This is a genomic window from Allobosea sp., assembly GCF_051860145.1.
Taxonomy (GTDB): domain Bacteria; phylum Pseudomonadota; class Alphaproteobacteria; order Rhizobiales; family Beijerinckiaceae; genus Allobosea.
In genome coordinates this window covers 397854-419185 of the sequence record NZ_JBHYEM010000001.1, presented here as the reverse complement: position 1 = coordinate 419185, position 21332 = coordinate 397854, and the positions used below count along the sequence as shown (strand labels likewise).

General features: G+C 66.4%; 20 protein-coding genes. 12 read left to right on the top strand and 8 right to left on the bottom strand.

The window, feature by feature from the left end; all coding sequences use genetic code 11:
* Positions 1 to 12: 12 nt before the first annotated feature.
* Genes ACTIF2_RS01945 through ACTIF2_RS01925 form a run of 5 tightly spaced genes read left to right on the top strand, consistent with a single transcriptional unit; the run spans position 13 to position 4748 of the window.
* Positions 13 to 990 carry an ABC transporter permease gene (locus ACTIF2_RS01945; RefSeq protein ID WP_439495331.1) on the top strand — a complete coding sequence of 326 codons (978 nt, stop codon included), beginning with the start codon at positions 13 to 15 and terminating at the stop codon, positions 988 to 990.
* On the top strand, positions 987 to 1895 hold the full coding sequence (locus ACTIF2_RS01940; protein WP_439495330.1) for an ABC transporter permease: 909 nt from the start codon (positions 987 to 989) through the stop codon (positions 1893 to 1895). The genes ACTIF2_RS01945 and ACTIF2_RS01940 overlap by 4 nt, the downstream gene beginning before the upstream one ends.
* Positions 1892 to 2875, top strand: a complete 984-nt coding sequence (locus ACTIF2_RS01935) for an ABC transporter ATP-binding protein (protein ID WP_439495329.1) — start codon at positions 1892 to 1894, stop codon at positions 2873 to 2875. Before ACTIF2_RS01940 ends, ACTIF2_RS01935 begins: the two co-directional genes overlap by 4 nt.
* On the top strand, positions 2872 to 3879 hold the full coding sequence (locus ACTIF2_RS01930) for an ABC transporter ATP-binding protein (protein WP_439495328.1): 1008 nt from the start codon (positions 2872 to 2874) through the stop codon (positions 3877 to 3879). Before ACTIF2_RS01935 ends, ACTIF2_RS01930 begins: the two co-directional genes overlap by 4 nt.
* Positions 3876 to 4748 (top strand): alpha/beta hydrolase family protein, encoded by an 873-nt coding sequence (locus tag ACTIF2_RS01925; RefSeq protein ID WP_439495327.1) that lies wholly within the window; start codon positions 3876 to 3878, stop codon positions 4746 to 4748. The genes ACTIF2_RS01930 and ACTIF2_RS01925 overlap by 4 nt, the downstream gene beginning before the upstream one ends.
* A 103-nt stretch (positions 4749 to 4851) precedes the next feature.
* On the opposite strand, the gene ACTIF2_RS01920 is transcribed toward ACTIF2_RS01925, so the two are convergent.
* Both ACTIF2_RS01920 and ACTIF2_RS01915 read right to left on the bottom strand, forming a co-directional pair.
* Positions 4852 to 7962, bottom strand: coding sequence for an efflux RND transporter permease subunit (locus ACTIF2_RS01920; protein WP_439495326.1), 3111 nt, complete (start codon positions 7960 to 7962; stop codon positions 4852 to 4854).
* Positions 7959 to 9071, bottom strand: a complete 1113-nt coding sequence (locus ACTIF2_RS01915; RefSeq protein WP_439495598.1) for an efflux RND transporter periplasmic adaptor subunit — start codon at positions 9069 to 9071, stop codon at positions 7959 to 7961. The genes ACTIF2_RS01920 and ACTIF2_RS01915 overlap by 4 nt, the downstream gene beginning before the upstream one ends.
* Before the next feature lie 84 nt (positions 9072 to 9155).
* Between ACTIF2_RS01915 and ACTIF2_RS01910 the strand changes: the two genes are divergently transcribed.
* A complete protein-coding gene (locus ACTIF2_RS01910; RefSeq protein ID WP_439495325.1) occupies positions 9156 to 9761 on the top strand; it encodes a TetR/AcrR family transcriptional regulator in 606 nt (201 codons plus the stop codon).
* A 108-nt stretch (positions 9762 to 9869) separates the two neighbouring features.
* Here the strand turns inward: ACTIF2_RS01910 and ACTIF2_RS01905 are convergent, their stop codons facing one another.
* The 6 genes from ACTIF2_RS01905 to ACTIF2_RS01880 all read right to left on the bottom strand — a co-directional run bounded on the left by ACTIF2_RS01905 (position 9870) and on the right by ACTIF2_RS01880 (position 15650).
* Entirely contained in the window at positions 9870 to 10853 is a 984-nt protein-coding gene (locus ACTIF2_RS01905; protein ID WP_439495324.1) for a LacI family DNA-binding transcriptional regulator, read from the bottom strand.
* A 114-nt stretch (positions 10854 to 10967) separates the two neighbouring features.
* Entirely contained in the window at positions 10968 to 11846 is an 879-nt protein-coding gene (locus ACTIF2_RS01900) for an ABC transporter permease (protein ID WP_439495323.1), read from the bottom strand.
* Positions 11843 to 12685 (bottom strand): ABC transporter ATP-binding protein, encoded by an 843-nt coding sequence (locus tag ACTIF2_RS01895; RefSeq protein WP_439495322.1) that lies wholly within the window; start codon positions 12683 to 12685, stop codon positions 11843 to 11845. The genes ACTIF2_RS01900 and ACTIF2_RS01895 overlap by 4 nt, the downstream gene beginning before the upstream one ends.
* Positions 12685 to 13731, bottom strand: coding sequence for an ABC transporter substrate-binding protein (locus tag ACTIF2_RS01890; RefSeq protein WP_439495321.1), 1047 nt, complete (start codon positions 13729 to 13731; stop codon positions 12685 to 12687). The genes ACTIF2_RS01895 and ACTIF2_RS01890 overlap by 1 nt, the downstream gene beginning before the upstream one ends.
* A gap of 84 nt (positions 13732 to 13815) precedes the next feature.
* Positions 13816 to 14532 (bottom strand): RraA family protein, encoded by a 717-nt coding sequence (locus ACTIF2_RS01885; protein WP_439495320.1) that lies wholly within the window; start codon positions 14530 to 14532, stop codon positions 13816 to 13818.
* Positions 14529 to 15650, bottom strand: coding sequence for an Ldh family oxidoreductase (locus ACTIF2_RS01880; protein WP_439495319.1), 1122 nt, complete (start codon positions 15648 to 15650; stop codon positions 14529 to 14531). The genes ACTIF2_RS01885 and ACTIF2_RS01880 overlap by 4 nt, the downstream gene beginning before the upstream one ends.
* A 353-nt stretch (positions 15651 to 16003) precedes the next feature.
* On the opposite strand from ACTIF2_RS01880, the gene ACTIF2_RS01875 reads away from it, so the two are divergent.
* The 6 genes from ACTIF2_RS01875 to ACTIF2_RS01850 all read left to right on the top strand — a co-directional run.
* Entirely contained in the window at positions 16004 to 16981 is a 978-nt protein-coding gene (locus ACTIF2_RS01875) for a Bug family tripartite tricarboxylate transporter substrate binding protein (RefSeq protein ID WP_439495318.1), read from the top strand.
* A 67-nt stretch (positions 16982 to 17048) separates the two neighbouring features.
* Positions 17049 to 18158: an isocitrate/isopropylmalate dehydrogenase family protein gene (locus ACTIF2_RS01870; RefSeq protein WP_439495317.1), complete on the top strand. Its 1110-nt coding sequence runs from the start codon at positions 17049 to 17051 to the stop codon at positions 18156 to 18158.
* On the top strand, positions 18082 to 18870 hold the full coding sequence (locus ACTIF2_RS01865) for a GntR family transcriptional regulator (protein ID WP_439495316.1): 789 nt from the start codon (positions 18082 to 18084) through the stop codon (positions 18868 to 18870). The genes ACTIF2_RS01870 and ACTIF2_RS01865 overlap by 77 nt, the downstream gene beginning before the upstream one ends.
* Before the next feature lie 65 nt (positions 18871 to 18935).
* Positions 18936 to 19394: a tripartite tricarboxylate transporter TctB family protein gene (locus ACTIF2_RS01860; protein WP_439495315.1), complete on the top strand. Its 459-nt coding sequence runs from the start codon at positions 18936 to 18938 to the stop codon at positions 19392 to 19394.
* A gap of 10 nt (positions 19395 to 19404) precedes the next feature.
* Positions 19405 to 20910, top strand: a complete 1506-nt coding sequence (locus tag ACTIF2_RS01855; protein WP_439495314.1) for a tripartite tricarboxylate transporter permease — start codon at positions 19405 to 19407, stop codon at positions 20908 to 20910.
* A 148-nt stretch (positions 20911 to 21058) separates the two neighbouring features.
* Positions 21059 to 21332 (top strand): SDR family NAD(P)-dependent oxidoreductase (locus ACTIF2_RS01850; RefSeq protein ID WP_439495313.1); only part of this gene is annotated, 274 nt, incomplete at its 3' end.

The window sequence follows — 21332 nt, the reverse complement described above, 5'->3', positions numbered from 1 at the left end:
AGGTTCGGCGCGATGTCCGCCTATGTCCTGCAGCGGCTGATCCAGAGCGTCCTCGTGCTGCTCGTGGTCTCGGTCGTGGTCTTCTTCGCCGTCTATGGCATCGGTGACCCGATCGAGCTTCTGGTCTCGCCGCAGGCCAGCGCCGCCGACCGGGCGGCGCTGATCCAGCGGCTCGGGCTCGACCTGCCGGTCTGGCAGCAATACCTGACCTTCATGGCCAACGCCTTCAAGGGCGATCTCGGCCGTTCCTTCGTGCATGGCGTACCGGCTGTGCAGCTGATCCTGGCGCGGCTGCCGGCGACCTTCGAGCTCGTCCTTCTGGCGATGACGCTGGCGCTCGCCGTCGGTATTCCGCTGGGGCTGATGGTCGGCCTCGACCCGGAGAGCCGGCGCGCCCGCATCGTCATGGCCGGCACCGTGCTCGGCTTCTCGCTGCCGAGCTTCTGGAAGGGCATGATGCTGATCCTGCTCTTCGCCGTGCTGCTCGGCTGGCTGCCGACGGCCGGGCGCGGCGAGACGGTCTCGATCTTTGGCCTCGAGACCAGCCTGCTGACGCTCGACGGGCTGAAGCACATCGCCCTGCCGGCGCTCAATCTCGCGATCCCGAACCTCGCTTTGATCATCCGTCTCGTCGCCGCGGGCACGACCGAGACGATGACGCAGGACTATGTCAAATACGCGCGCGCCAAGGGCGTGCGCCGGACGCGGATCGTCAACCGGCACGTGCTGCGCAACATCCTGATCCCGGTCGTCACCGTGGTCGGCATCGAGTTCAGCAGCCTCGTCGCCTTCTCGACCATCACCGAGACCGTCTTCGCCTGGCCGGGCATGGGCAAGCTGCTGATCGACTCGGTCTACCAGCTCGACCGGCCGGTGGTCGTCGCCTATGTGCTCATGGCGACGTTGCTCTTCGTCACCGTCAACTTCCTGGTCGACGTGCTCTATGCCGCGCTCGACCCGCGGGTGAAGCTCGCCGGAGAACAGGCATGAGCCTGGACGCTCCCCGTCTCGCGGGCCCGGCGCAGGCCGAGACCCCCTTGCGCGAAAAGGTGCTGCGCCGCCTGCGCAACCGGCCGACGACGCGCGGCGCGACGATCCTGCTCGGCATCATGGTGCTGCTCGCCTTGCTGGCTCCCTTTATCGCACCGCAGAACCCGCATGATCTCGGCGCCCTCAGCGTGATGGACAACCGGCTGGCGCCGGGCGAGCAGGGCATGAGCGGCTTTACCTTCTGGCTCGGCAGCGATGCGCAGGGGCGCGACATGCTGAGCGCCATCCTCTACGGCCTGCGCACAAGCCTGCTCGTCGGCCTCGCCTCGACGATCGGGGCGCTTTCGATCGGCATCATGGCCGGGCTCGCCGCGGCGCAGTTCGGCGGCGCGGTCGATGCCGTCATCATGCGCGTCGTCGACTTCATGCTCGGCTTCCCGTCGATCCTGGTCGCGCTCGTGCTGCTCGCTTCGATCGGCCGCGGCGTCGACAAGGTCATCCTCGCGATCGTGCTGGTGCAGTGGGCGCAGTATGCGAGGCTGATGCGGGCGGCGGCGCTGGTCGAGCGGCGCAAGGAATATATCGAGGCGGCGGTCAATTTCGGCCTGCCGACCCGCCACATCATGCTGGCGCATCTGCTGCCGAACTCGGTCGGCTCCGTGCTGGTCGTCGCGACGATCAGCATCGCCTCGGCGATCACGCTGGAGGCGACGCTCTCCTTCCTCGGCGTCGGCGTGCCGGTGACGCAGCCCTCGCTCGGGCTCCTGATCGCCAACGGCTTCGAGTTCCTGCTCTCCGGCGAATACTGGATCGCCGTCTTCCCGGGTCTCGCCCTCGTCGCGCTGATCATGTCGCTCAACCTCGTCGGCGACCGCCTGCGCCGCAGCTTCAACGTCCGCGCATGAGCGAAGCCCCCCTCCTTTCCGTGCGCGGCCTCAAGACCGTGTTCCATGCCGTGGACGGCGCCTGGCCGGCGGTCGACGGCGTCGACTTCTGTGTGGCCAAAGGCGAGGTGCTCGGCCTGGTCGGCGAGTCCGGCTCGGGCAAGTCGGTGACCGGCTTCTCGCTGGTGCAGCTGATCGATCCGCCGGGCGAGGTCGTCGCAGGCGAGGTCCTGTTCGAGGGCGTCGATCTGCGTGCGGCCTCGCAGGAGCGCCTGCGCAGCCTGCGCGGCGACCGGATCGCGATGATCTTCCAGGACCCGCTGATGACGCTGAACCCGGTGCTCAGCATTGGCGAGCAGATGAGCGAGGCGATTCTCGAGCACCGCGACTGCAGCCGGCAGGAGGCGCTGGACAAAGCGGCGAAGGCGCTGGCGCGGGTCGGCATCTCCTCTCCGGAGACGCGCTTGAAGCAGTTTCCGCACGAATTCTCCGGCGGCATGCGCCAGCGCGTCGCGATCGCGACCGCGCTCCTGAACGATCCCGACCTGATCATCGCCGACGAGCCGACCACGGCGCTCGACGTCACCATCCAGGCGCAGATCCTCTACGAGGTCCAAAAACTCTCGCGCGAGAGTGGCGCCGCGGTGATCTGGATCACCCACGACCTCGCCGTCGTCGCCGAGCTCGCCGACCGCGTGGCGGTGATGTATGCCGGGCGCATCGTCGAGATCGGCGAGGTCGAGACCGTGCTCGACCGGCCGCGCCACCCCTATACGCTCGGCCTGCTCAACTCCTCGGCGACCATGGTCGAGCCTGGCGAACGGCTGCATCAGATCGACGGCGTCGCCCCGCGCATCGACTCGCGCCCCTCCGGCTGCCCCTTCCGGCCGCGCTGCGAGCGGGCACTGCCCGTCTGTGCCGAGGTCGACCCGGCGCCGCATGACCATGACGGCCGGACCCTGCGCTGCCACAACCCAGTGCCCAATCGGGAGGCCGCATGAGCGAGCCCCTGTTCGAGCTGCGCGGCGTTCGCAAATATTTCCGCGGCAAGGCCAATATCGCCGAGCGCATCCTGACTGCGGTCGGCCGGCATGCGCCGCCCGCGACGCTGCGCGCCGTCGACGGCGTCGATCTCAGCGTCGCCAAGGGCGAGGTGCTCGGGCTCGTCGGCGAATCCGGCTGCGGGAAATCGACACTGGCGCGGATCGCGACCGGCATCCTGCCGCCAACCGAAGGCGAGGTCTTCTACAAGGGCCGCTCGGCCGCCGGCCTCAGGGGCAAGGACCGGCTCGATTATCTGCTCAAGGTGCAGATGATCTTCCAGGACCCCTATGCCTCGCTCGATCCGCGCATGCGGGTGAGCCGGATCGTCGGCGAGGCGCTCTCGGTCCACAAGCTGGTGCCGAAGGCGGAGATCGACGGTGCGGTCGACCGGGCGCTGACCGAGGTCGGGCTCGATCTCGCCTATCGCGAGCGCTATCCGCACCAGTTCTCCGGTGGGCAGCGCCAGCGCATCGGCATCGCCCGCGCGCTGGCGGTGAAACCCGACTTCCTGGTCTGCGACGAGCCGGTCTCGGCGCTCGACGTCTCGATCCAGGCCCAGGTGATCAACCTGTTCATGGACGTGCGCGAGCGCCATGGCCTGACCTATCTCTTCGTCAGCCACGATCTCGGCCTGGTCCGCCATATCAGCGACCGGGTCGCGATCATGTATCTCGGCCGCATCGTCGAGATCGGCAGCGCGACCGCGATCTTCGCCGAGCCGGCGCACCCGTATAGCGCCGCGCTGATCAAGGCGATCCCCTCGGCGCAGCGGCGCAAGAGCAGCTTCCAGCCGCTCAAGGGTGAATTGCCGTCGCCGCTCGCGCCGCCCCCGGGCTGCCCCTTTCACCCGCGCTGCGAGCACGCCATGCCGGTCTGCCGCGAGATCCGCCCGGAACTCGCGGAGATCGCGCCCGGCCGCAGCGCCGCCTGCCACCTCCACACGATCCAGGAAGCCGCATGACCACGCTCAGCCTCGATCCACCGCTCGGCCGCAGCACCTTGCCCTTCGTCGATGTCCGCCATCCGGAGCGGCCGCTCGAGATCAACTGCTACCGGCCGGCGGGCCATAGCCCGGACGACGAGGTCGTCTTCGTCCAGCACGGCATGCTGCGCAATGGCGACGACTACCGCGACTTCTGGATCGAGGCGGCCGAGAAGCACAGCCTGCTGATCGTCGCCCCGACCTTCGGCAATGAGCACTTTCCCAAGGCCGAGGGCTATAATAACGGCCTCCTGGTCGGCGAGGACGGCACGATCGCCGCCCAGGACGGCTGGCTCTATGCCGTGCCGGCCCGCGTGCTGGCGGCGCTGCGCAAGGCCGGCGTCACCAAGCGCGACAAGGTCAAGCTGTTCGGCCATTCAGCCGGCGGCCAGTTCGTCCACCGCCTGCTGGCGACGCAAGAGCAGACGCCGTTCGAGGTCGCCTTCGCCGCCAATTCGGGCTGGTACACGCTGCCGACGCTGGAGCGCCGCTTTCCGGAAGGACTCGGCGGTCTCGGCCTCGGTGAGGCGGAGCTGGCGCGCTGGCTGGCCTGGCCGATGGTGATCTTCGCCGGCGACCAGGACATCGTGACGAGCGACCCGAACCTGCCGGCTCAGGCCGAGGCGTTGGCGCAGGGGCCGATGCGCTATGCCCGTGCCCATTTCATGCTCGACTTCGCCAAGGCGGAGGCAGCCAAACGCGGCCTGCCGTGCAACTGGTCGCTGGTCACCGTGCCCGGCATTGGCCATGACGGCGCCGCGATGTCGCGAGCGGCAGCGGCGTATTGGTACGAAGGCCGCATTCCGCCGGTCGAGGAACTGAAGCCTCAGGAGACGGCAGTGGCCTGACGTGCTCGCGCGTCTCGCGGGGACAGGCTGGTCGGTCGCCGGCTGACACGAGTGGCTGACCATCCAGGCGGGTGTTCTATGGGGAATTCCTGGATGTCTGGTTTCACTCGGCAGCCATTGCCGTTCGCAGCTCCGGTTCCTCCGTCGAAACCTCGTGGTTCTCTGCCGCAGCCGGCTTGATCCGGAACCACGCGATATAAAGCGCGGGCAGGAAGAGCAGGATCAGCACGGTGCCGACCGCCGTACCGCCGATCAGCGTATAGGCCATCGATCCCCAGAAGACGGAATGCGTCAGCGGGATGAAGGCGAGCACGGCGGCAAGCGCCGTCAGGATGACGGGGCGCGTGCGTTGTACCGTCGCTTCGATCACGGCGTGATAGTCATCGAGGCCGGCGGCGCGGTTCTCCTCGATCTGCTCGGTCAGGATCAGCGTGTTGCGCATCAGGATGCCGGCCAATCCGATCAGCCCCAGGATGGCGTTGAATCCGAACGGCTGGTTGAAGACGAGCAAGGTCGGCACGGCGCCGACAAGCCCGAGCGGCGCCGTCAGCAGCACCATGGCCATCATCGAGAAGGACCGGACCTGCAGCATGATGACGATCAATGTGACGGCGATCATCACCGGGAAGACCTTGCCCAGGGCGGCGTTGGCCTTCGTCGCCTCCTCGATCGAGCCGCCCGTTTCGATGCGATAGCCGGCCGGAAGGGAGGCGATCAGCGGCTGCAGGGCCGTCATGATCTGCTTGGAGACCTCCGGAGGCTGGGTCGCCTCGTTGATGTCAGAGCGTATCGTGACGACGGGCGTGCGGTCGCGGCGCTTCAGGATCGGCTCCTCCAGACGGATCTCGGAATGGCTGATCTGATCGAGTGGGATCTGGCGACCGTCGCGGCTCATCAGCGAGAAATCTGCCAGCCGCGTCGGATCCAGCCGCTCAGCCCCGGCGCTGCGCGCCACGATAGGAACATTGCGGATATCCTCGCGGACCTGCGTGACGGCGATGCCGGTGAGCAGGAACTGGAGCTGCTGGCCGACTTCCGCCGAGGAGAGGCCGAGGAGGTTCAGCCGATCCTGATCCGGGACGAAGCGAAGCACGGGCGTGCGGTTGCCCCATTCGCGGTTGGCCTGCCGCACATCCGGGACGCCCCGCATGATATCGAGGGCCTTGTCGGAAATGCCGTAGAGCTGCGCGGGATCGGGGCCCGTGACCCGGAACTCGACCGGGAACGGCGTGTAGGGTCCGAACACGAGCTGCGTGACGCGGATAGAGGCCTCCGGTGCAAGCCCCTGCGCCACCGCCTCGCGGAGCCGGTGCTTCAACGCTTCGCGCGCCTCGGCGTCCGGGGTCAGGACGACGATCTTGGCGAAGGCGGGATCGGGCAACTCCGGCGACATCGCGAAGAAGAAGCGCGGAGCCCCCTGGCCGACATAGCTCGTGACGATCCTGGCCTCGGGCTGGCGGTCCAGCCAGCGTTCGAGCTTCTCGACCGCGGCGGTCGTGGTCTCGATGCTGGTGCCCTCGGGCAGGCGGATCTCCACGAGCACTTCCGGCCGGTCGGAGGTCGGGAAGAACTGCTGTTTGATGCTCCCCATGCCGATGACGGCCAGCGCAAAGGCGATGGCGACGGCGGCGCATGTCACGAATTTGTGGCGTGCGGCGAAGGTGATGAGCCGCCTCAGGCGCCGATAGTTCGGCGTGTCGTAGATCGCGTGGCTGCCGCCGGGGACCGGTTTGATCTCGGGCAGCATCTTGACGCCGAGATAGGGCGTGAAGACCACCGCGACGATCCAGGAGACGATCAGGGCGAAGCCGACGACCCAGAAGATGTTGCCGGCATATTCGCCGGCCGTCGAGCGCGCGAAACCCACCGGCAGGAAGCCGGCGATCGTCACCAGCGTTCCCGAGAGCATCGGCGCGGCCGTATGGCTCCACGCATAGGCGGCCGCCTTGATGCGGTCCATGCCCTCTTCCATCTTCACCACCATCACCTCGATGGCGATGATGGCGTCGTCGACGAGAAGACCGAGCGCCAGGATGAGGGCGCCGAGCGTGATGCGGTCGAAGAAGCGGCCGGTTTCCAGCATGATCAGGAAGACGACCGCAAGCGTCAGGGGAACGGCTGCCGCCACGACGATGCCAACGCGCCAGCCCAGGCTGAGCAAGCTGACCAGCAGCACGACGCCGAGCGCCATCGCGAACTTCATCATGAACTCGTCGACCGCCGAGGCGATGTTGACGGCCTGGTCGGTCACCTTGTCGAGTGTCATCCCGAGGGGGAGTGTCTGGGCGATCGCCGCTGACTTGTTTTCAAGCGCCTTGCCGAGCGCGAGCCCGTCCCAGCCGCCCTGCATGACGGCTGCGACCAGGATCGTTGCCTCTCCCTGACGCCGGATCAGATAGGTCGGAGGATCCTGGTAGCCGCGGCGGATATCGGCGATATCGGAGAGCTTCAGGGTCCGTCCCGCAGCGACGATCGGCGTGTCGGCGATGGCCTTCAAGCCTTGGTAGGCGCCATCGACCCGGATGAACATCTGCGGCCCCCTGGTATCGATCGAGCCTGCCGGGGTGACGGTGTTCTGCCGCTGCAGGGCGGCGACGATGTCCTGTGCCGAGACGCCGAGCGTCGCCAGCCTGGCATAGGAGAATTCGACGAATATCTGCTCGGGACGCTCGCCGAGGATGTTGATCTTCTTGACGCCGGGCACGTGCAGCAGGTCCTGGCGGATCGCTTCGGCTTGCCTGGCCAGTTCACGCATCGGCATGCCCTTGGCTTTGAGCGCATAGAGGGCAAAACTCACATCCGAATATTCATCGTTGACGAAGGGGCCGAGAACGCCCGGCGGCAGGTTGCGGGCTTCATCCCCGAGCTTCTTGCGGGCCTGATAAAACTCTTCCTGCACGACGCCGGGCGGTGTGCTGTCCTTCAGCGTGACCGTCATATAGGCGTAGCCCGGCCGCGTCGTCGTCTCGACGCGGTCATACCAGGTCAGCTCCTGGATCCGTTTCTCCAGCGGCTCGGCGACGAGGTCCTGCATCTCGCGCGCGGTCGCGCCCGGCCATACGGTCGTGACCGTCAGGGTCTTGATGGTGAAGTTGGGGTCTTCCGCCCGTCCGAGTGCGAAGAAGGCGTAGGCGCCGGCGGCCACCAGCAGCATGATGGAGAACAGGGTGACGGCCCGTTCGCGAACGGCGATCGCCGAAAGATTGAGGCTCATCGGTTGCCCCCGCCCTGGGACGCGGTCCGGACGCGAGCGCCCTCCTGGAGGAGGTGAGCGCCGAGCGAAACAACCGGTTCTCCGGAACTCAGCCCGGAGATCACGGCGGTTTCGCTGGTCACGCGCACAAGCGTGACGGGCCGGAATCTCACCGTCGAGGTGGCGCCGTCCAGGACCCAGACGCCGGTCCGCTGGCCATTGTCCAGCACGGCGGCGAGGGGCACTTCGACCTCGGGCTGGCTCGCCTGATTGACCAGTCGAATGGTGACCGTCGCCCCGAGCGGTGCTGCCGCGGCCTCGCCGCCGAGCACATAGCGGGCTTCATAGGTGCGGGTCTGGGCATCGGCGGAATCCGATAGCTGCCGCAGATGCGCGGTGTAGCGGCGTCCATCGCTGCCATAGACGCTGGCCTCAGCCGCCGAGCCGATCGCCGGCCGGATCGTTTCGGGAAGCGCGACCACCGCCTCGCGCGGACCGGCCTGGGCGAGCCGGACCACGGTCTGGCCGGCGGAGACGACCTGCCCTGGCTCGCCAAGCGTTTCGACCACGGTTCCATCCGCATCGGCCACCAGGGTGGAATAGGTCGCCTCGTTTTCCGAGACCCGTGCGTCGGCTTCGGCCGCGGCGAGTTGTGCCGTGGCCGTATCGAGCGTGGCCCTGGCTTGCTCGTAGCGCTGGCGGGAAGACCATCCATTGCTCACCAGATTGGCGTAACGCCGCTCGTCCGCGTCCGCCTGAACGACAGATGCGCGCGCCGCAGCAACGGCGTTGCGCTTGGCTGTGAGCGCAAGACGCAGGTCGGTCTCGTCGATCCGCAGCAGCGGCTGCCCGATTTTGACCTGCTGCCCGACATTCACGAGCCGTTCCACGATCTTGCCGGGGACGCGAAAACCGAGATTGCTCTGCACCCTCGCCCCGATGATGCCGGTGAAGCCGCGTTCGGACCCATTCACCCGCGCGGCGCTCGCGAGCCTGACGATCGGTGGTTCCTGCCTCGGGTCGCTCACGGCTGCGGCTTCCCGCGAGCGAAGGGACAGCGTGAAGAATGCGGCCGCCCCCGCCCCCGCGATCAGGACGCCTGCCAGCACAATAGCGGGTCTCTTTTTAATGCCCGTCGCCTTGCCAAATTAGATTGCATTCGAACTCCATATCGAGTATAGATGTTGAACGCAATCTAATTATGGAGACCGACAATGCGGGTCAATCGCGTGCAGGCCGAGGAAAACCGACAGACGGTGATCAACGTGGCGAGCCGCCTGTTTCGGCAGCACGGCTTCGACGGCATCGGCCTGAAGGATCTGATGCAGGGGGCCGGACTGACGCAGGGCGCCTTCTACAAGCAGTTTGAGTCCAAGGATGACCTGGCCGCGCAGGCCTCGCGGCGCGCCCTGGAGAGCGCCTCCGGCCGATGGTCGGCCGCTGCCGAGTCCAATCCTGAAGACCCGCTATCGGCAGTCGTCGACTTCTATCTCAGCATGGGTCACTGCGCCGAGAAGGCGGATGGCTGTCCCGTCGTCGCGCTCGGTTCGGATGCCGCCAGGCAAGGCCCGGACGTGAAGGCGTCATTCGAAGCCGGAATCAAGGACTATCTCGAGATGCTGGGCAGCTGGATCGGCAAGGCCGACGCCGATGAGTCGGACGGCAAGGCCATGGCCATCCTCTCGACGATGGTCGGTGCGGTGCTCCTCTCGCGCGCCGTCAACGACGAGCGGATGTCGAAGCGGTTCCTGCAGGCGGCTGCCGAGAGCGTGCTGTCACAGTCGTCTGCGGGCGATCCACGGCCGGGACGGCGCCAATGACGATGTCGTCGGGCGAGGGGCCCAGCGCGGCTGTCGCAATCCCCGTATCCCTGCACGAAGCCGCAACGAGACCACGGGCGGCGTTCAGGCGATCCGTCCCGATTGAGTTCAGGTACTGTCGCGCTTCTTGAACGCGAAGCCGAGGTCGATGATCTCGGGTCCCGTATGCTCCCCTCTCAGGCGTGCGAGGATCAGTTCGCCTGCCTTCCGGCCGATCTCGTAGCGCGGAACGCGGATCGTGGTGATGGCTGGATCCGTCTCGGTTGCGATCTCGTGGTCGCTGAATCCCGCGACGGCCAGATCGTCCGGCACGACAATGCCGCGGCGGCGGCACTCGGCGATCATTCCTGCGGCCCAGAGATCGGAACCGCAAAAGACGGCGTCGGGATTGCAGCCGCGCGCGAGCAGGTCCTGGAGGGCCAGGCGTCCCTCGCGAATGCCGAAGCCCGTCTCCACGACCAGGGCGGGATCGAACGCGAGCCCGGCTTCGGCGAGCGCCAGCCGATAGCCGTCCAGCCGGGCAGCCGCGCGGTCGTTGTAGTGGGGTGGATAATTGACGAAGGCGACGCGCTTGCGGCCGCCGGCGATGAGATGCGCGGTCATGGTGCGGGCCGCCTCGATATTCGAATAGCCGACGACCGAGTCGATCGGTGCTTTCGGCAATGTCCCGATCTCGACGATCGGGACATTGGTCCGGCGCAACATCTGGCGCGCGGCCTCCGTATGGTCCGCACCCTGGATGATGACCCCGGCGGGACGATGCCCCAGCAGCATCCGCACGATGCTCTCCGAGCGCTCCGGCGCGCCGCCGCTATTCCCGAGCAGCACGCAGTAGCCGGCCGGTTCGAGCGCCTCGGCGACGCCCTGGATGTTGTCCGCGAAGACGCCGTGAGCGACATAGGGCACGATCACCGAGACGATCCGGGTCTCGGTCGCGGCGAGCCCGCCCGCGACCAGATTGGGGACATATCCAAGTTCGGCCATGACGGCCGCGATGCGCCGGCGCGTCGCGTCGGTGACCTGTTCGGGATGCCGCAGCGCCCGCGACACCGTGATCAGCGAGAAACCGGCGGCACGGGCGACGTCACTCATGCTCGCCTGCTTGGCCGAACGCCGGATGCGGCCGCGGCGCTTGTGAAGATGCTCGGTTTCAGCGTCCATATCGCGTCTTCGATCGCTTTGGCCGGCGCCGGAACGGGCTCCGTGTCAGGTGACGGCCTCGGAGAACTGCGGCTGCCAGCGCAACAGATAGCCCTGAACGCGGCGCACGACCACCGATAGCAGCATGCCGACGACCATCAGCACGAGGATCGCCACCATCATCTCCGACGCATTGGCGCGCGCCTGCGCCTCGATGATCAGCTTGCCGATGCCGCGTTCGGCCCCGATGAACTCCGCCACGATGACTCCGACCAGCGCGAAGGAGACTGCCGGCGTCAGCGAGGCGAAGACCCAGGCCATCGCCGATGGAATGACGACCGTGCGCAGCACCGTCAGTTCGCTCGCGCCGAGCAGCCGCGAGGCGGCGATCTGGTCGCGGTCGACGGCGCGGGTGCCCTCGAATGTGTTGAAGAACACCACGAAGAACACGACGATCCAGGCCGTCACCACCTTCGACATGTCGCCGAGGCCGAACATCAGGATGATGAGCGGAACCAGCGCGATGCGCGGAACCGAGTTGAGCGCGGCGATATACGGCCCGAATATGCTGGTGAGGAAATCCGACCGGCCCAGCAGGAGGCCGGCCGCGACGCCGAGCAAGGCCCCGCCCGAAAAGCCCCAGAATGTATTGCGGAGGGTCACGCCGGTTGCAGCGAGCAGGTTGTTCGGATCGAGCCCGAAACAGGCTCCGATCGCAGCCCGGTCGAAGCCGTGATAGACGCCGTCCGCATTGGCGAGGCATGACAGGCGCAGAAAGCTCTGCCAGACCTCCGATGGCTTCGAGACGAAATAGGGGTCGAGGATGTCCGGCACGAACGCACGCAGCGCCTCGATTCCCCGCAGCGAATAGCCCCATTGCCAGATCGCCAGTGCAACGCCGAGAATGGCGAGGCGCCAGAAGATGATCGTCGCACCGCGCCTCATGACGCCGCTCCCTGGGCCTTGCGGAACTCCTCGCCCAGCGAGTGCCAGACATGCGAGAACAGGCGGCCGAATTCCGGGGCCTCGCGCAGCGCGACCGCATCGCGCGGGCGCGGGAAGGTGACCGCGAAATCCTCCTTGAGGCGGCCGGGCCGGGCCGAGAGGAGGATGATCCTGTCGGCCAGGGTGAGCGCCTCGCCGAGATCATGCGTGACGAACAGGACGGTTTGGCGCTCTTCCTCCCAGATATCGAGGAGGATGCGGTGCATCTCGAGCTTGGTATGGGTGTCGAGCGCGCCGAACGGCTCGTCCATCAACAGGATCTCGGGCTTCATGATCAGCGTCCGCATCAGCGCGACGCGCTGCCGCATGCCGCCCGACAAGGTGCTCGGGAACTTGCTCTCGAAGCCGCTCAGCCCCGCCATCCGCACGGCCCGTCGCACCCGTTCGGCGCGCTCCCCGGCCGGAACCCCGGCGATCTCGAGCCCGTAACCGATATTCTGCTCGACCGTCCGCCACGGGAAGACCGTATCGCGCTGGAAGACGTAGCCGACCTTGGGGTTGACCTGGCCGTGCTCCATCGGCGCGCCGTCGATCCGGATCTCGCCGCCGGAGCGCTTGATCAGCCCTGCGACCATGTTGAGGATCGTGCTCTTGCCGCAGCCGGACGGACCCAGCAGCGCGACGAACTCGCCCCGTCGGATCTCGAAGGAGACGTCGCTGACGGCGACGACCTTGCCGTCGCCGCTGCCATAGACCTTGTCGAGGTTGGCGACCCCGATGCGGGTCTCGGCCGGAGCGACGGTGGGGGCGGGCCTGTCCGCCAATGCCAGCGCCGCCATCACCCGATCTTCCCGCGCGCCGCCTCGAGGAAGCGCATGTCGACGACCTGCTCGTAGGGGACCGGCTTGATCTGCGAGCCCGTCCGGTACCAGATTTTGGCGCCGCGCTCGAAATCCGCCTTGCTGATGCGGCCGTCATAAGCCGAAGTGTCGCGGTCGAAGGTGAGCTCCGCGCGCGTCGAGGTCGGGTCGGCCGAGCCGAAATAACGGCGGCCGACAGTCTCGTAGATCTCGTCCTCCGAAGTCTCCTTGATCCACTTCATGGCGCGGTAGAAGCTGGTGACGACGGCCTGGGTCAGCTCCGGCTCGCGCTCGACCGTTTCCGTCAGCGCATAGAGGCTGAGGGTCGGCACCGGCCCGCCGAAATCCTTGTCCCACACGCCCGGCTTTCGCGTGTCGTAGATCGTGCGGCCGAAGCCTTCGCGCTCGGCTTCGATCTGCCAGCCGGGCTGTGCGACGATGGCGTCGAACTGCTTGGCGGCGAGGCCGGCCAGCATCGTCCTCGGGTTGCCGCCCGAGACCCAGTTGATGTCGTTCGTCGAGCCGCGCGTCTCGAACAGGTAGGTGCCGAGCATCCAGCCGCCGGAACCGATCGATGTCGGCGCGACGATCGGCTTGGCGCCGTCCGGCCGCCGCCATTTCGCGAAGGCCTCCAGCGTCGTGACCCCTTGGTCGAAAATGTCGCGCCGGATCACGATCTCGCAGGTGCTGGAGACCATTTGCGTGGCCAGCAGGATCTTGCTGGGCTTGTTGCGATTGCTGAGCTGCAGCGGGTGGCTGGTGTCGCCATGGCCGAAGAGGATCTGCCCGGCGGCGACGAGCTCGCGCGACCGCGCGCCGCCATCCGTCGCGGTCATCTTCATCTCGAGCCCGGCTTCCTTGAAGTAGCCCTTCTCCAGCCCGACATAGGTCGGCGCGTAGATCGGCGCCGATGGGCCGAAGGAGACGCTGGCTTCGCGCAGGGCCGCCCTTGCGCTGCTGGCAAAGGCGAAATGGGCGCCGACGGCGCATCCGCCCGCCAGCAAGTCTCTCCGCGATAATGTCATTGTTCCCTCCTTGGGTGGCGCGCCGGTTTTTGGCGCATTTTATGGTCGTGGCCGGTTCTGGTCGTGTCCCGGGCAGGCCGCGCTTCAGCGCGGTCGCACATGGTCGAAGCGCGGATTGAGCCTGAAGGCCTCCTTGCGGGTCTCGCCCGAGCGCAGGGCGCCCGCGATGGCTGCCTCGATGCGCTGCAGCGCTTCGCTGTCGGCGATGATCTGCTCGGCGTATTCGGCCGGTACGACGACGACGCCGTCGCCGTCGCCGAGCACGAGATCGCCGGGCCGGATCGTCACGCTCGCGCCGCCGATCCCCGGCAGCGAGACCGGCTCGTCGGCCGCGACATAGCGCCAGCGCCTAGCGCCGTTGACCGGCGTGACCGCCGCCGCGACCACCGGGAAGCCGTAGCCGCGGATCTCGTCGGCATCGCGCACCGGAGCGTCGGTGACGAAGGCGCGGCAGCCCTGCCGCTGCAGGCTGTAGGCGACGAAGCCGCCCATGATCGCACCGCCGTTGAAGCCTCCGGACGCGACGATCAGCACCGAGCCCGCCTTGGCGGTGAGCTCCAGCGCATCGTTGGGCAGGGCCGGGCTGGCATGCCTGCCCGCGAAGCTGGCCTCGCCGCGCAGGCAGGCCGCCCGTCCGGCGAAGCGGAGCGTCGCGTCGAGCGGCACCAGCGTCGGCGACAGGGCGTGGTTGGGAAGGCCGGCCTCGTCCAGGACATCGCTGACCTGTCCGGTTTCGAGACGGGCGAGCCTTGCGACGAGAGGGTCGTCCGCCATCGCGATCGTCGGCGCGGGGGCGTTCATGCCGTGGTCCTCACCTGCACGCCGACCTCTTTCGCGGCGGCGAGCAGTTCGTCGACGACCTTGCGGCTCAGATGGATGCCCTCGCGCTCCTGCCGCGCGGCGCGGCGGAACTCGATCTCGCCCGGCATCAGGATCTCCTCGAAGCCGGGCGCCAGCTCGGAGGCCTTCATCGCCCGGACATAGCCGTCCATCCGCCGCCTGAACGAGTCGAGGTCGATGAACGAGGCGATGTCGATCGCGATGACGAAATGACCGTTGTGCTGCGGCTGGTCGAGATCGTCGTAGAGATTGGTCAGCTCCTGTCCGATTGCGCCGCCCGTGAGCAGGCCCGACAGGATCTCGCACATCAGGATCAGGCCCCAGCCCTTGTGGCCGCCGATCGGCAGGATCCAGCCGCCGTTCTTGACCCAGTTGGGATCGGTCGTCGGGTTGCCGTCGGCATCGACGAGCCAGCCCGGGGGCAGCTGCTGCCCACGCTCCGCATGATAGAGGATCTTGCCCCGCGAGCTCATCCCGAGGGCGGCGTCGAGCACGATCGGCTTTTCCATATGCGTCGGCACGCCGACCGTGATCGGCAGCGGCCCTGTCATCGGGGTCTTGCCGCCCCAGACCGGCATGATCGGGGAGCCGTTCGTGGTCGCGATCCCGATCATGCCGGCCTCGACCGCCTGGATGACGTAGGGGGCGCCCTCGCCGTTGTGATTGCTGTTGCGGACGCCAACGGCGCCGATGCCATTTTTGCGGGCCTTCGCGATGGCGAGGTCCATGGCCCGTGCCGTCAACACGGCCCCGAGCCCGCCGCCGCCGTCGATCAGCGCGGTGCCGGCGGTCTCGCTGATGAGATCGAAGCTCGACACCGGCGAGAAGCCGCCTTCGATCAACCTGCGGATGTAGACCGGCAACCGCAGGATGCCATGCGAGTTCATCCCGCGCAGATCCGCTCCGACCAGCCCGTCGGCGACGGTCTCTGCGTCGGCTGCGGGGACGCCGACCTGCGTCAAGCTGGCGATGGCGAGCGCCTTGAGGTCCCTCGCATCCAGAAGATAGCCGTCGCTGTCGCCCGGCCTGAGCGTGATCGAGCAGGTAGCCGCTTCGGCGACCAGCGTGGAAGGCGGCATGGCTTATGATCCTGTTGAAATGATATGCGCTAACATCAATGTTAGCGCATATCATTGCCACGTCAACCGCCCTCGGAGCGTCGGTTGCGCTGACGGGCGCTGGTCACTCGAAAACCTCTGTGCGGGCGGGGCCGGTCAGAGCCAGCGCCGCCCGGAACATTCGACACCCGAAGAGGGCGTCCCACTCGACATGCCCGCTCCTCCTCCGAACGAGAGATCACGGCGCCGGGCGGGGTGCGGGTGGGAGCTAGCCAACACAGCAAGGCAGAAAAGGCAATTGACATTCCAATTGAAATATCACGTCATACATCAGAGCCACCGCAGAGCGGCACGAAGAAACCTGGGAGAAATTCATGACCTCGAAGATGCTGCGTCTCGCTTTCTCGCTGCTGGCTGCGAGCGCCGTGATGGGCGTTCCGGCTCGTGCTGACGACTATCCGTCCCGCACCGTCACGGTGATGGTGGGCGCCAATCCCGGTGGCGGCAGTGACGCGATCGGACGATTGATCGCCCAGAAATTTTCGCAGCTTCTCGGCCGGTCGGTGGTGGTCGAGAACCGGCCGGGCGCTTCGAACACCATCGGTGCTTCGGCGACGACCAAGGCCAAGCCCGATGGCCACACGCTGTTCGTCGCGGCGAGCACGCCCGTGTCGATCGCGCCGCATCTCCTCAATCTGGATTACGATACGCTCAAGGATTTGCAGCCTGTCGGCCTGATCACGCTCGTTCCGAATGTCCTCGTCATCAACAAGGACATGGGCATCAACTCCGTCGCCGAGCTCGTCGCCTACATGAAGGCCAGCCCGGGCAAGGTGAAATACGGTTCATCCGGTTTCGGCACGACCCATGTCATTCTGGCCGAGCAGTTCAACATGGCCGCCGGCGTCAAATCGGTGCACGTTCCTTACCCGGGCGCCGCGCCGACCCAGGTCGACATCATCGCCGGCGTCATCCAGATGACCTTCGACACGGTCCCGGCCGCAGCCGCCCAGATCAAGGCCGGCAACCTGAAACCGATCGCTGTTACCTCGCCACAGCGCCTGCCCGACATGCCCGATGTCCCGACCATCCGCGAGGCGGGCTATCCGCAAGTCGAGATGCAGACGATGTATGCGCTCTATACCACCGGCAAAACACCGCGGCCGGTCGTCGAGAAACTCAACGCGACCCTCGCCAAAGCGCTCGAGGATACTGACTTCAGGAAGCGCATCGACGCGTTCGGCGGCTCCGTCAAGGTCATGAAGACCGCCGAATTCGAGGCGTTCAGCCGCGAGGAATATGACCGCTATGGCGAGGTCATCCGCAAGGCCGGCCTGAAGCCCGGCAACTGAAGCCGCGACCGTTCCGAGCGCGGCGGCCGATCGGGGCGCTGCGCCCTCTCATCGAAGGAGTTTTTTGGTGCCTAGATCCTACGATATCGCCGTCGTGCGAGGAGACGGTATCGGTCCCGAGGTCTGTTCCGCGGCTGTCGAGGTGATCTGTGCGGCGGCGGGTCGCGATCGCTTCAGCCTGAGCGACTATCCTGCCGGTGCCGAGCATTATCTCAAAAGCGGAACCGCGCTCCCTGAAGAGACGTTCGAGGCCTGCAAGGCTGCGCACGCGATCCTGCATGGTGCGGCGGGCATCCCCGGGGTGGTCTACCCGGACGGCACGGAAGCTGGGATCGAATTCGGCCTGCAACTGCGTTTCCGCCTCGATCTCTACGCCAATATCAGGCCGATCAAGCTTCACCCAGGCGTGAGTTCACCTCTCAAGGATGTGGAGCCGAAAGACATCGACTACGTCATCCTGCGTGAGAATACGGAGGGGCTTTATGCGAGCCGCGGCGGCGGCGTGAACGTGCGCGACGAGATCGCGACCGATACGGTCGTCATGACCCGCAAAGGCGTCGAGCGAATTGCGCGCAAGGCCTTTGAGCTTGCCCGCAAGCGCAACGGTGCGCCGCTGGATGGCAAGAGGCGCGTCACCGTTTGCGACAAGGCCAATGTGCTTCGCAGCTACGCGTTCTTCCGGAAGATCTGCACGGAGGTGGCTGCGGACTACCCCGATGTCGAGCTCGATTTCGGCTATGCCGACGCCATGATGGTTCACATGGTACGCCGCCCGTCCTTCTACGATGTCATCGTCACCGAGAACATGTTCGGCGACATCATCTCGGACCTCGGGGCGGTCACCGTCGGTAGCATGGGCATGTCACCCTCTGCCGAAATTGGCGACCGGCAGGGCTTTTTCCAGGCGGCTCATGGCTCTGCGCCTGATATCGCCGGACTTGGCATCGCCAATCCGCTTGGCACGATCCTCGCGGGCGCGATGATGCTCGACTGGCTGGGTGAACGGCACCAGGATCGGGCGCTGATGGAGGCTGCAAAGCAGATCGACACGGCCGTTCAACGGGTGCTCTCCGCCGGCGAAAAGCTGCCGAAGGATCTCGGTGGTCAGTCAGGTACGCGCGCGGTTACCGATGCGGTCTTGCGCGCACTCGACGAGCGCCGGGTCGCGGCGGCATAGGATAGCCAACGCGAAGGAGCAGCAGATGACGGTCGATGCAGCGGCAGGCGAAGTGGAAACGGGTTCGCTGGTCGACCGGGCCTATGGCTGGCTCAAGCGCTCCATCGTCACCAACGAACTGTCGGCTGGCGCCTTCATCGACGACGCCAAGATCGCGCTCGGGCTCGGCATGAGCCGGACGCCCGTGCGTGACGCCCTGCGGCTGCTGCAGGCCCAGGGCTATGTCGAGGTCCTGCCGCGGAAGGCGACGCGGGTCGCCTTCCTCAATGTCCAGGATATGCGGCAGATCTATCAGATCATCACCGCTCTGGAGGTCCAGGCGGTGTCGCTGCTGGTCCAGCGTCGACCTGGCGCAGTGGAACTGGAGCCGCTGCATCAGGCTGTTGTCGCGATGCGCGCGGCCGAGGGCGGCGAACTGCCTGAATGGCATGAAGCCGACGAGCGCTTCCACCGCGCCCTGCTGCAGCTCTGTGGCAACGCCCGTCTTGCGGCGGTCGCGTTCGAATACCGGGATTTCGTCCAGCGGGCTCATCTCGTGGCCCTGCGCCTGCGCTCGGTTACGAAGCGCTCGACGGAGACGCATGCGGATCTCGTCGCGCTGATCGCAGCCGGCGATTCCCAGGGCGCCTATAGCAATCATCTCGGCCAGCGCACCCGCATGGAACACGATCTGATCGGCGCCGTCGAACGCGCCGGTCTTCGCATGCTGTGACGATAACGCCCCGCAAGAGGGCGACATGCGGTGCCACGACGCCGCGTCCAAAGGGAGAAATCAAGGTGGCTTTCACGCTCAACAAGCGGGCGCTGTCGAGTCTGCTGTTCATTCTGATCGGCGGCGGTTTTGCAGCGGTTTCCTGGCTGCAGCATCCGCTCGGCACCGCGGCAAGCATGGGGCGCGGCTTTTTCCCGTTCTGGGTCGGGCTGACGCTTGCAGTCCTGGGGAGCCTCGGCCTGATCCGCTCGCAAGGCCTCTCGGCAGATGGGGAGATCGCGATCGCCTGGCGACCCTTCATCCACATCATCGGCGCCGTCCTGGTTTTCGCAATCCTGCTGCCGGAGGGGGGCCTCTATCTCGCGTCGCTGGCCGGAACCTTGCTCGCGTCGCGCGCTGACCGAGGTTTTCCCATCGGGGCGGCGCTGCTGCTCGGGCTGGGTCTGGCGATGGCGGCGCATCTTGCCTTTGTCTTCGGGCTGAGCCTGCCGATCAGGGCGCTTCCCTCTGTCTTTTCCGTCTGAGGGGGCGACGATGGATCTTCTCGCCAACCTGGCCCTGGGCTTTGAGGCAGCGCTGACGCTGCAGAACCTGGGCTATGCGACGCTCGGCGTCGTGCTCGGTACCGCGATCGGCGTGCTGCCTGGACTGGGGCCGGTTCCGACCATCGCGATGCTGCTGCCCTTGACCTATGCGTTGCCGCCCGAAACTGCGGTGATCATGCTCGCAGGCATCTTCTATGGCTCCCAATATGGCGGGTCGACCACGTCGATCCTGGTCAACATCCCCGGCGAGTCCTCCTCGGTCGTGACCTGCCTGGACGGGCACAAGATGGCGCGAAACGGCCAGGCCGGATTGGCGCTCGCGACAGCGGCTCTGAGCTCGTTCTTCGCCGGCTGTGTCGCGACCGTCCTGCTCGCAGCCTTCGCCCCGACGCTGGCTTCAGTGGCGTTCAAATTCGGCCCGGCCGAGTATTTCTCGCTGATGGTCCTCGGACTGCTCGGCGCCGTGGCCCTGGCGCACGGCTCGGTGTTGCAGGCGATCTGCATGATCCTGTTCGGCATCCTGCTGGGTCTCGTCGGGACCGATATCACCTCCGGTGGCCAGCGTTTCACCATGGGCTTCTCGGAGCTGTTCGACGGCATCGAGTTCGTCGCGCTCGCGATGGGGCTGTTCGGTCTCGCCGAGGTCATCGGCAATGCCGGGCGGCAGGACGACCGGCAGCTCGTGACGAAAAGGGTCGCCGGATTGTGGCCGAGCCGGAAGGATCTCCGGCGCATGTCGGCCCCCGCCATACGAGGCACGGCTCTCGGCTCTCTGTTGGGTCTGCTCCCTGGCGGCGGCGCCACGCTCTCATCCTTTGCCGCCTATGCATTGGAGAAGAAGGTCTCGCGACGTCCCCAGGACTTTGGCACCGGCGTGCTCGAAGGCGTCGCCGCTCCGGAGGCCGCCAACAATGCCGCGTCTCAGACCTCGTTCATCCCGATGCTGACGCTGGGACTGCCGAGCAATGCCGTGATGGCCCTGATGATCGGTGCCCTGATGATGCACAACATCCAGCCCGGACCGCAGGTGATCACGACCAATCCACAGCTGTTCTGGGGGCTCGTCGCCTCGATGTGGATTGGAAACGTCATCCTGGTCGTTCTGAACCTGCCGATGATCTTCATTTGGGTGAAGATGCTGAGTATTCCGTATCGTTACCTTTATCCGTCGATTATCCTGGTCTCATGCGTTGGCGTATTCAGCGTGACGAACGATGTCTTCGGGGTATTCATGATGGCTGCATTCGGAGCCATCGGATATATCCTGCTCCGCCTCGATTGCGAGGTCGCGCCGATGTTGCTCGGATTCGTGCTGGGGCAGTCTCTGGAGGCCTATTTCCGGCGTGCCATGCTGATCAGTGACGGAAGCCTCTGGGTTTTCCTGGAGCGTCCTCTCTCCGCGGTGATGCTCGTCCTGGCCGCTGCGATCGTCGTGACGTTTTTCATTCCGACGATGACGCGCAAGCGAACCGAGGTATTCCAGGAAGCCGAGTAGGCCGGTCATATCGGCGATGGAGGCCATGACGATGGTTTCCGGCCGCAGCGGCGGGCGGTCCGTGTCAGTCCGAAGCCCATATCTGGCCAGGTCCAGAATCGCGCGTGGCAAGATCCACCGGTTGATTGACCAGTGAAGGCCGTTTCAAGTGCAGGAGATCATCATGGCTGGACAGGATGCGGCGATCTCGCCCTTTCGCCTCGAGGGGCAGGTGGCGGTCATCACAGGTGCTGCCCGCGGTATCGGCCGGAGGACGGCTGAGCTCTTCGTGGCGAATGGCGCCCAGGTCGTTCTGCTCGATCGCGATGAAGCGGAGGCGGCGGGCGCCGCCCAATCGATCGGCGCGGGGGCGGGCCCCAATGTCGCAAAACTCCCGGACGAAACCCACGGGGATGACCCGTTAAACCCCCACCCGTCGCCGC

Bases quoted from the DNA above. Each gene is read 5' to 3' on its own strand.
- ACTIF2_RS01895 (WP_439495322.1), bottom strand. From the start codon at position 12,685: ATGGCGGCGCTGGCATTGGCGGACAGGCCCGCCCCCACCGTCGCTCCG.
- ACTIF2_RS01905 (WP_439495324.1), bottom strand. From the start codon at position 10,853: ATGAGTGACGTCGCCCGTGCCGCCGGTTTCTCGCTGATCACGGTGTCG.
- ACTIF2_RS01940 (WP_439495330.1), top strand. From the start codon at position 987: ATGAGCCTGGACGCTCCCCGTCTCGCGGGCCCGGCGCAGGCCGAGACC.
- ACTIF2_RS01935 (WP_439495329.1), top strand. From the start codon at position 1,892: ATGAGCGAAGCCCCCCTCCTTTCCGTGCGCGGCCTCAAGACCGTGTTC.
- ACTIF2_RS01930 (WP_439495328.1), top strand. From the start codon at position 2,872: ATGAGCGAGCCCCTGTTCGAGCTGCGCGGCGTTCGCAAATATTTCCGC.
- ACTIF2_RS01910 (WP_439495325.1), top strand. From the start codon at position 9,156: ATGCGGGTCAATCGCGTGCAGGCCGAGGAAAACCGACAGACGGTGATC.
- ACTIF2_RS01880 (WP_439495319.1), bottom strand. From the start codon at position 15,650: ATGCCGCCTTCCACGCTGGTCGCCGAAGCGGCTACCTGCTCGATCACG.
- ACTIF2_RS01875 (WP_439495318.1), top strand. From the start codon at position 16,004: ATGACCTCGAAGATGCTGCGTCTCGCTTTCTCGCTGCTGGCTGCGAGC.
- ACTIF2_RS01900 (WP_439495323.1), bottom strand. From the start codon at position 11,846: ATGAGGCGCGGTGCGACGATCATCTTCTGGCGCCTCGCCATTCTCGGC.
- ACTIF2_RS01925 (WP_439495327.1), top strand. From the start codon at position 3,876: ATGACCACGCTCAGCCTCGATCCACCGCTCGGCCGCAGCACCTTGCCC.
- ACTIF2_RS01920 (WP_439495326.1), bottom strand. From the start codon at position 7,962: ATGAGCCTCAATCTTTCGGCGATCGCCGTTCGCGAACGGGCCGTCACC.
- ACTIF2_RS01945 (WP_439495331.1), top strand. From the start codon at position 13: ATGTCCGCCTATGTCCTGCAGCGGCTGATCCAGAGCGTCCTCGTGCTG.
- ACTIF2_RS01890 (WP_439495321.1), bottom strand. From the start codon at position 13,731: ATGACATTATCGCGGAGAGACTTGCTGGCGGGCGGATGCGCCGTCGGC.
- ACTIF2_RS01885 (WP_439495320.1), bottom strand. From the start codon at position 14,532: ATGAACGCCCCCGCGCCGACGATCGCGATGGCGGACGACCCTCTCGTC.
- ACTIF2_RS01855 (WP_439495314.1), top strand. From the start codon at position 19,405: ATGGATCTTCTCGCCAACCTGGCCCTGGGCTTTGAGGCAGCGCTGACG.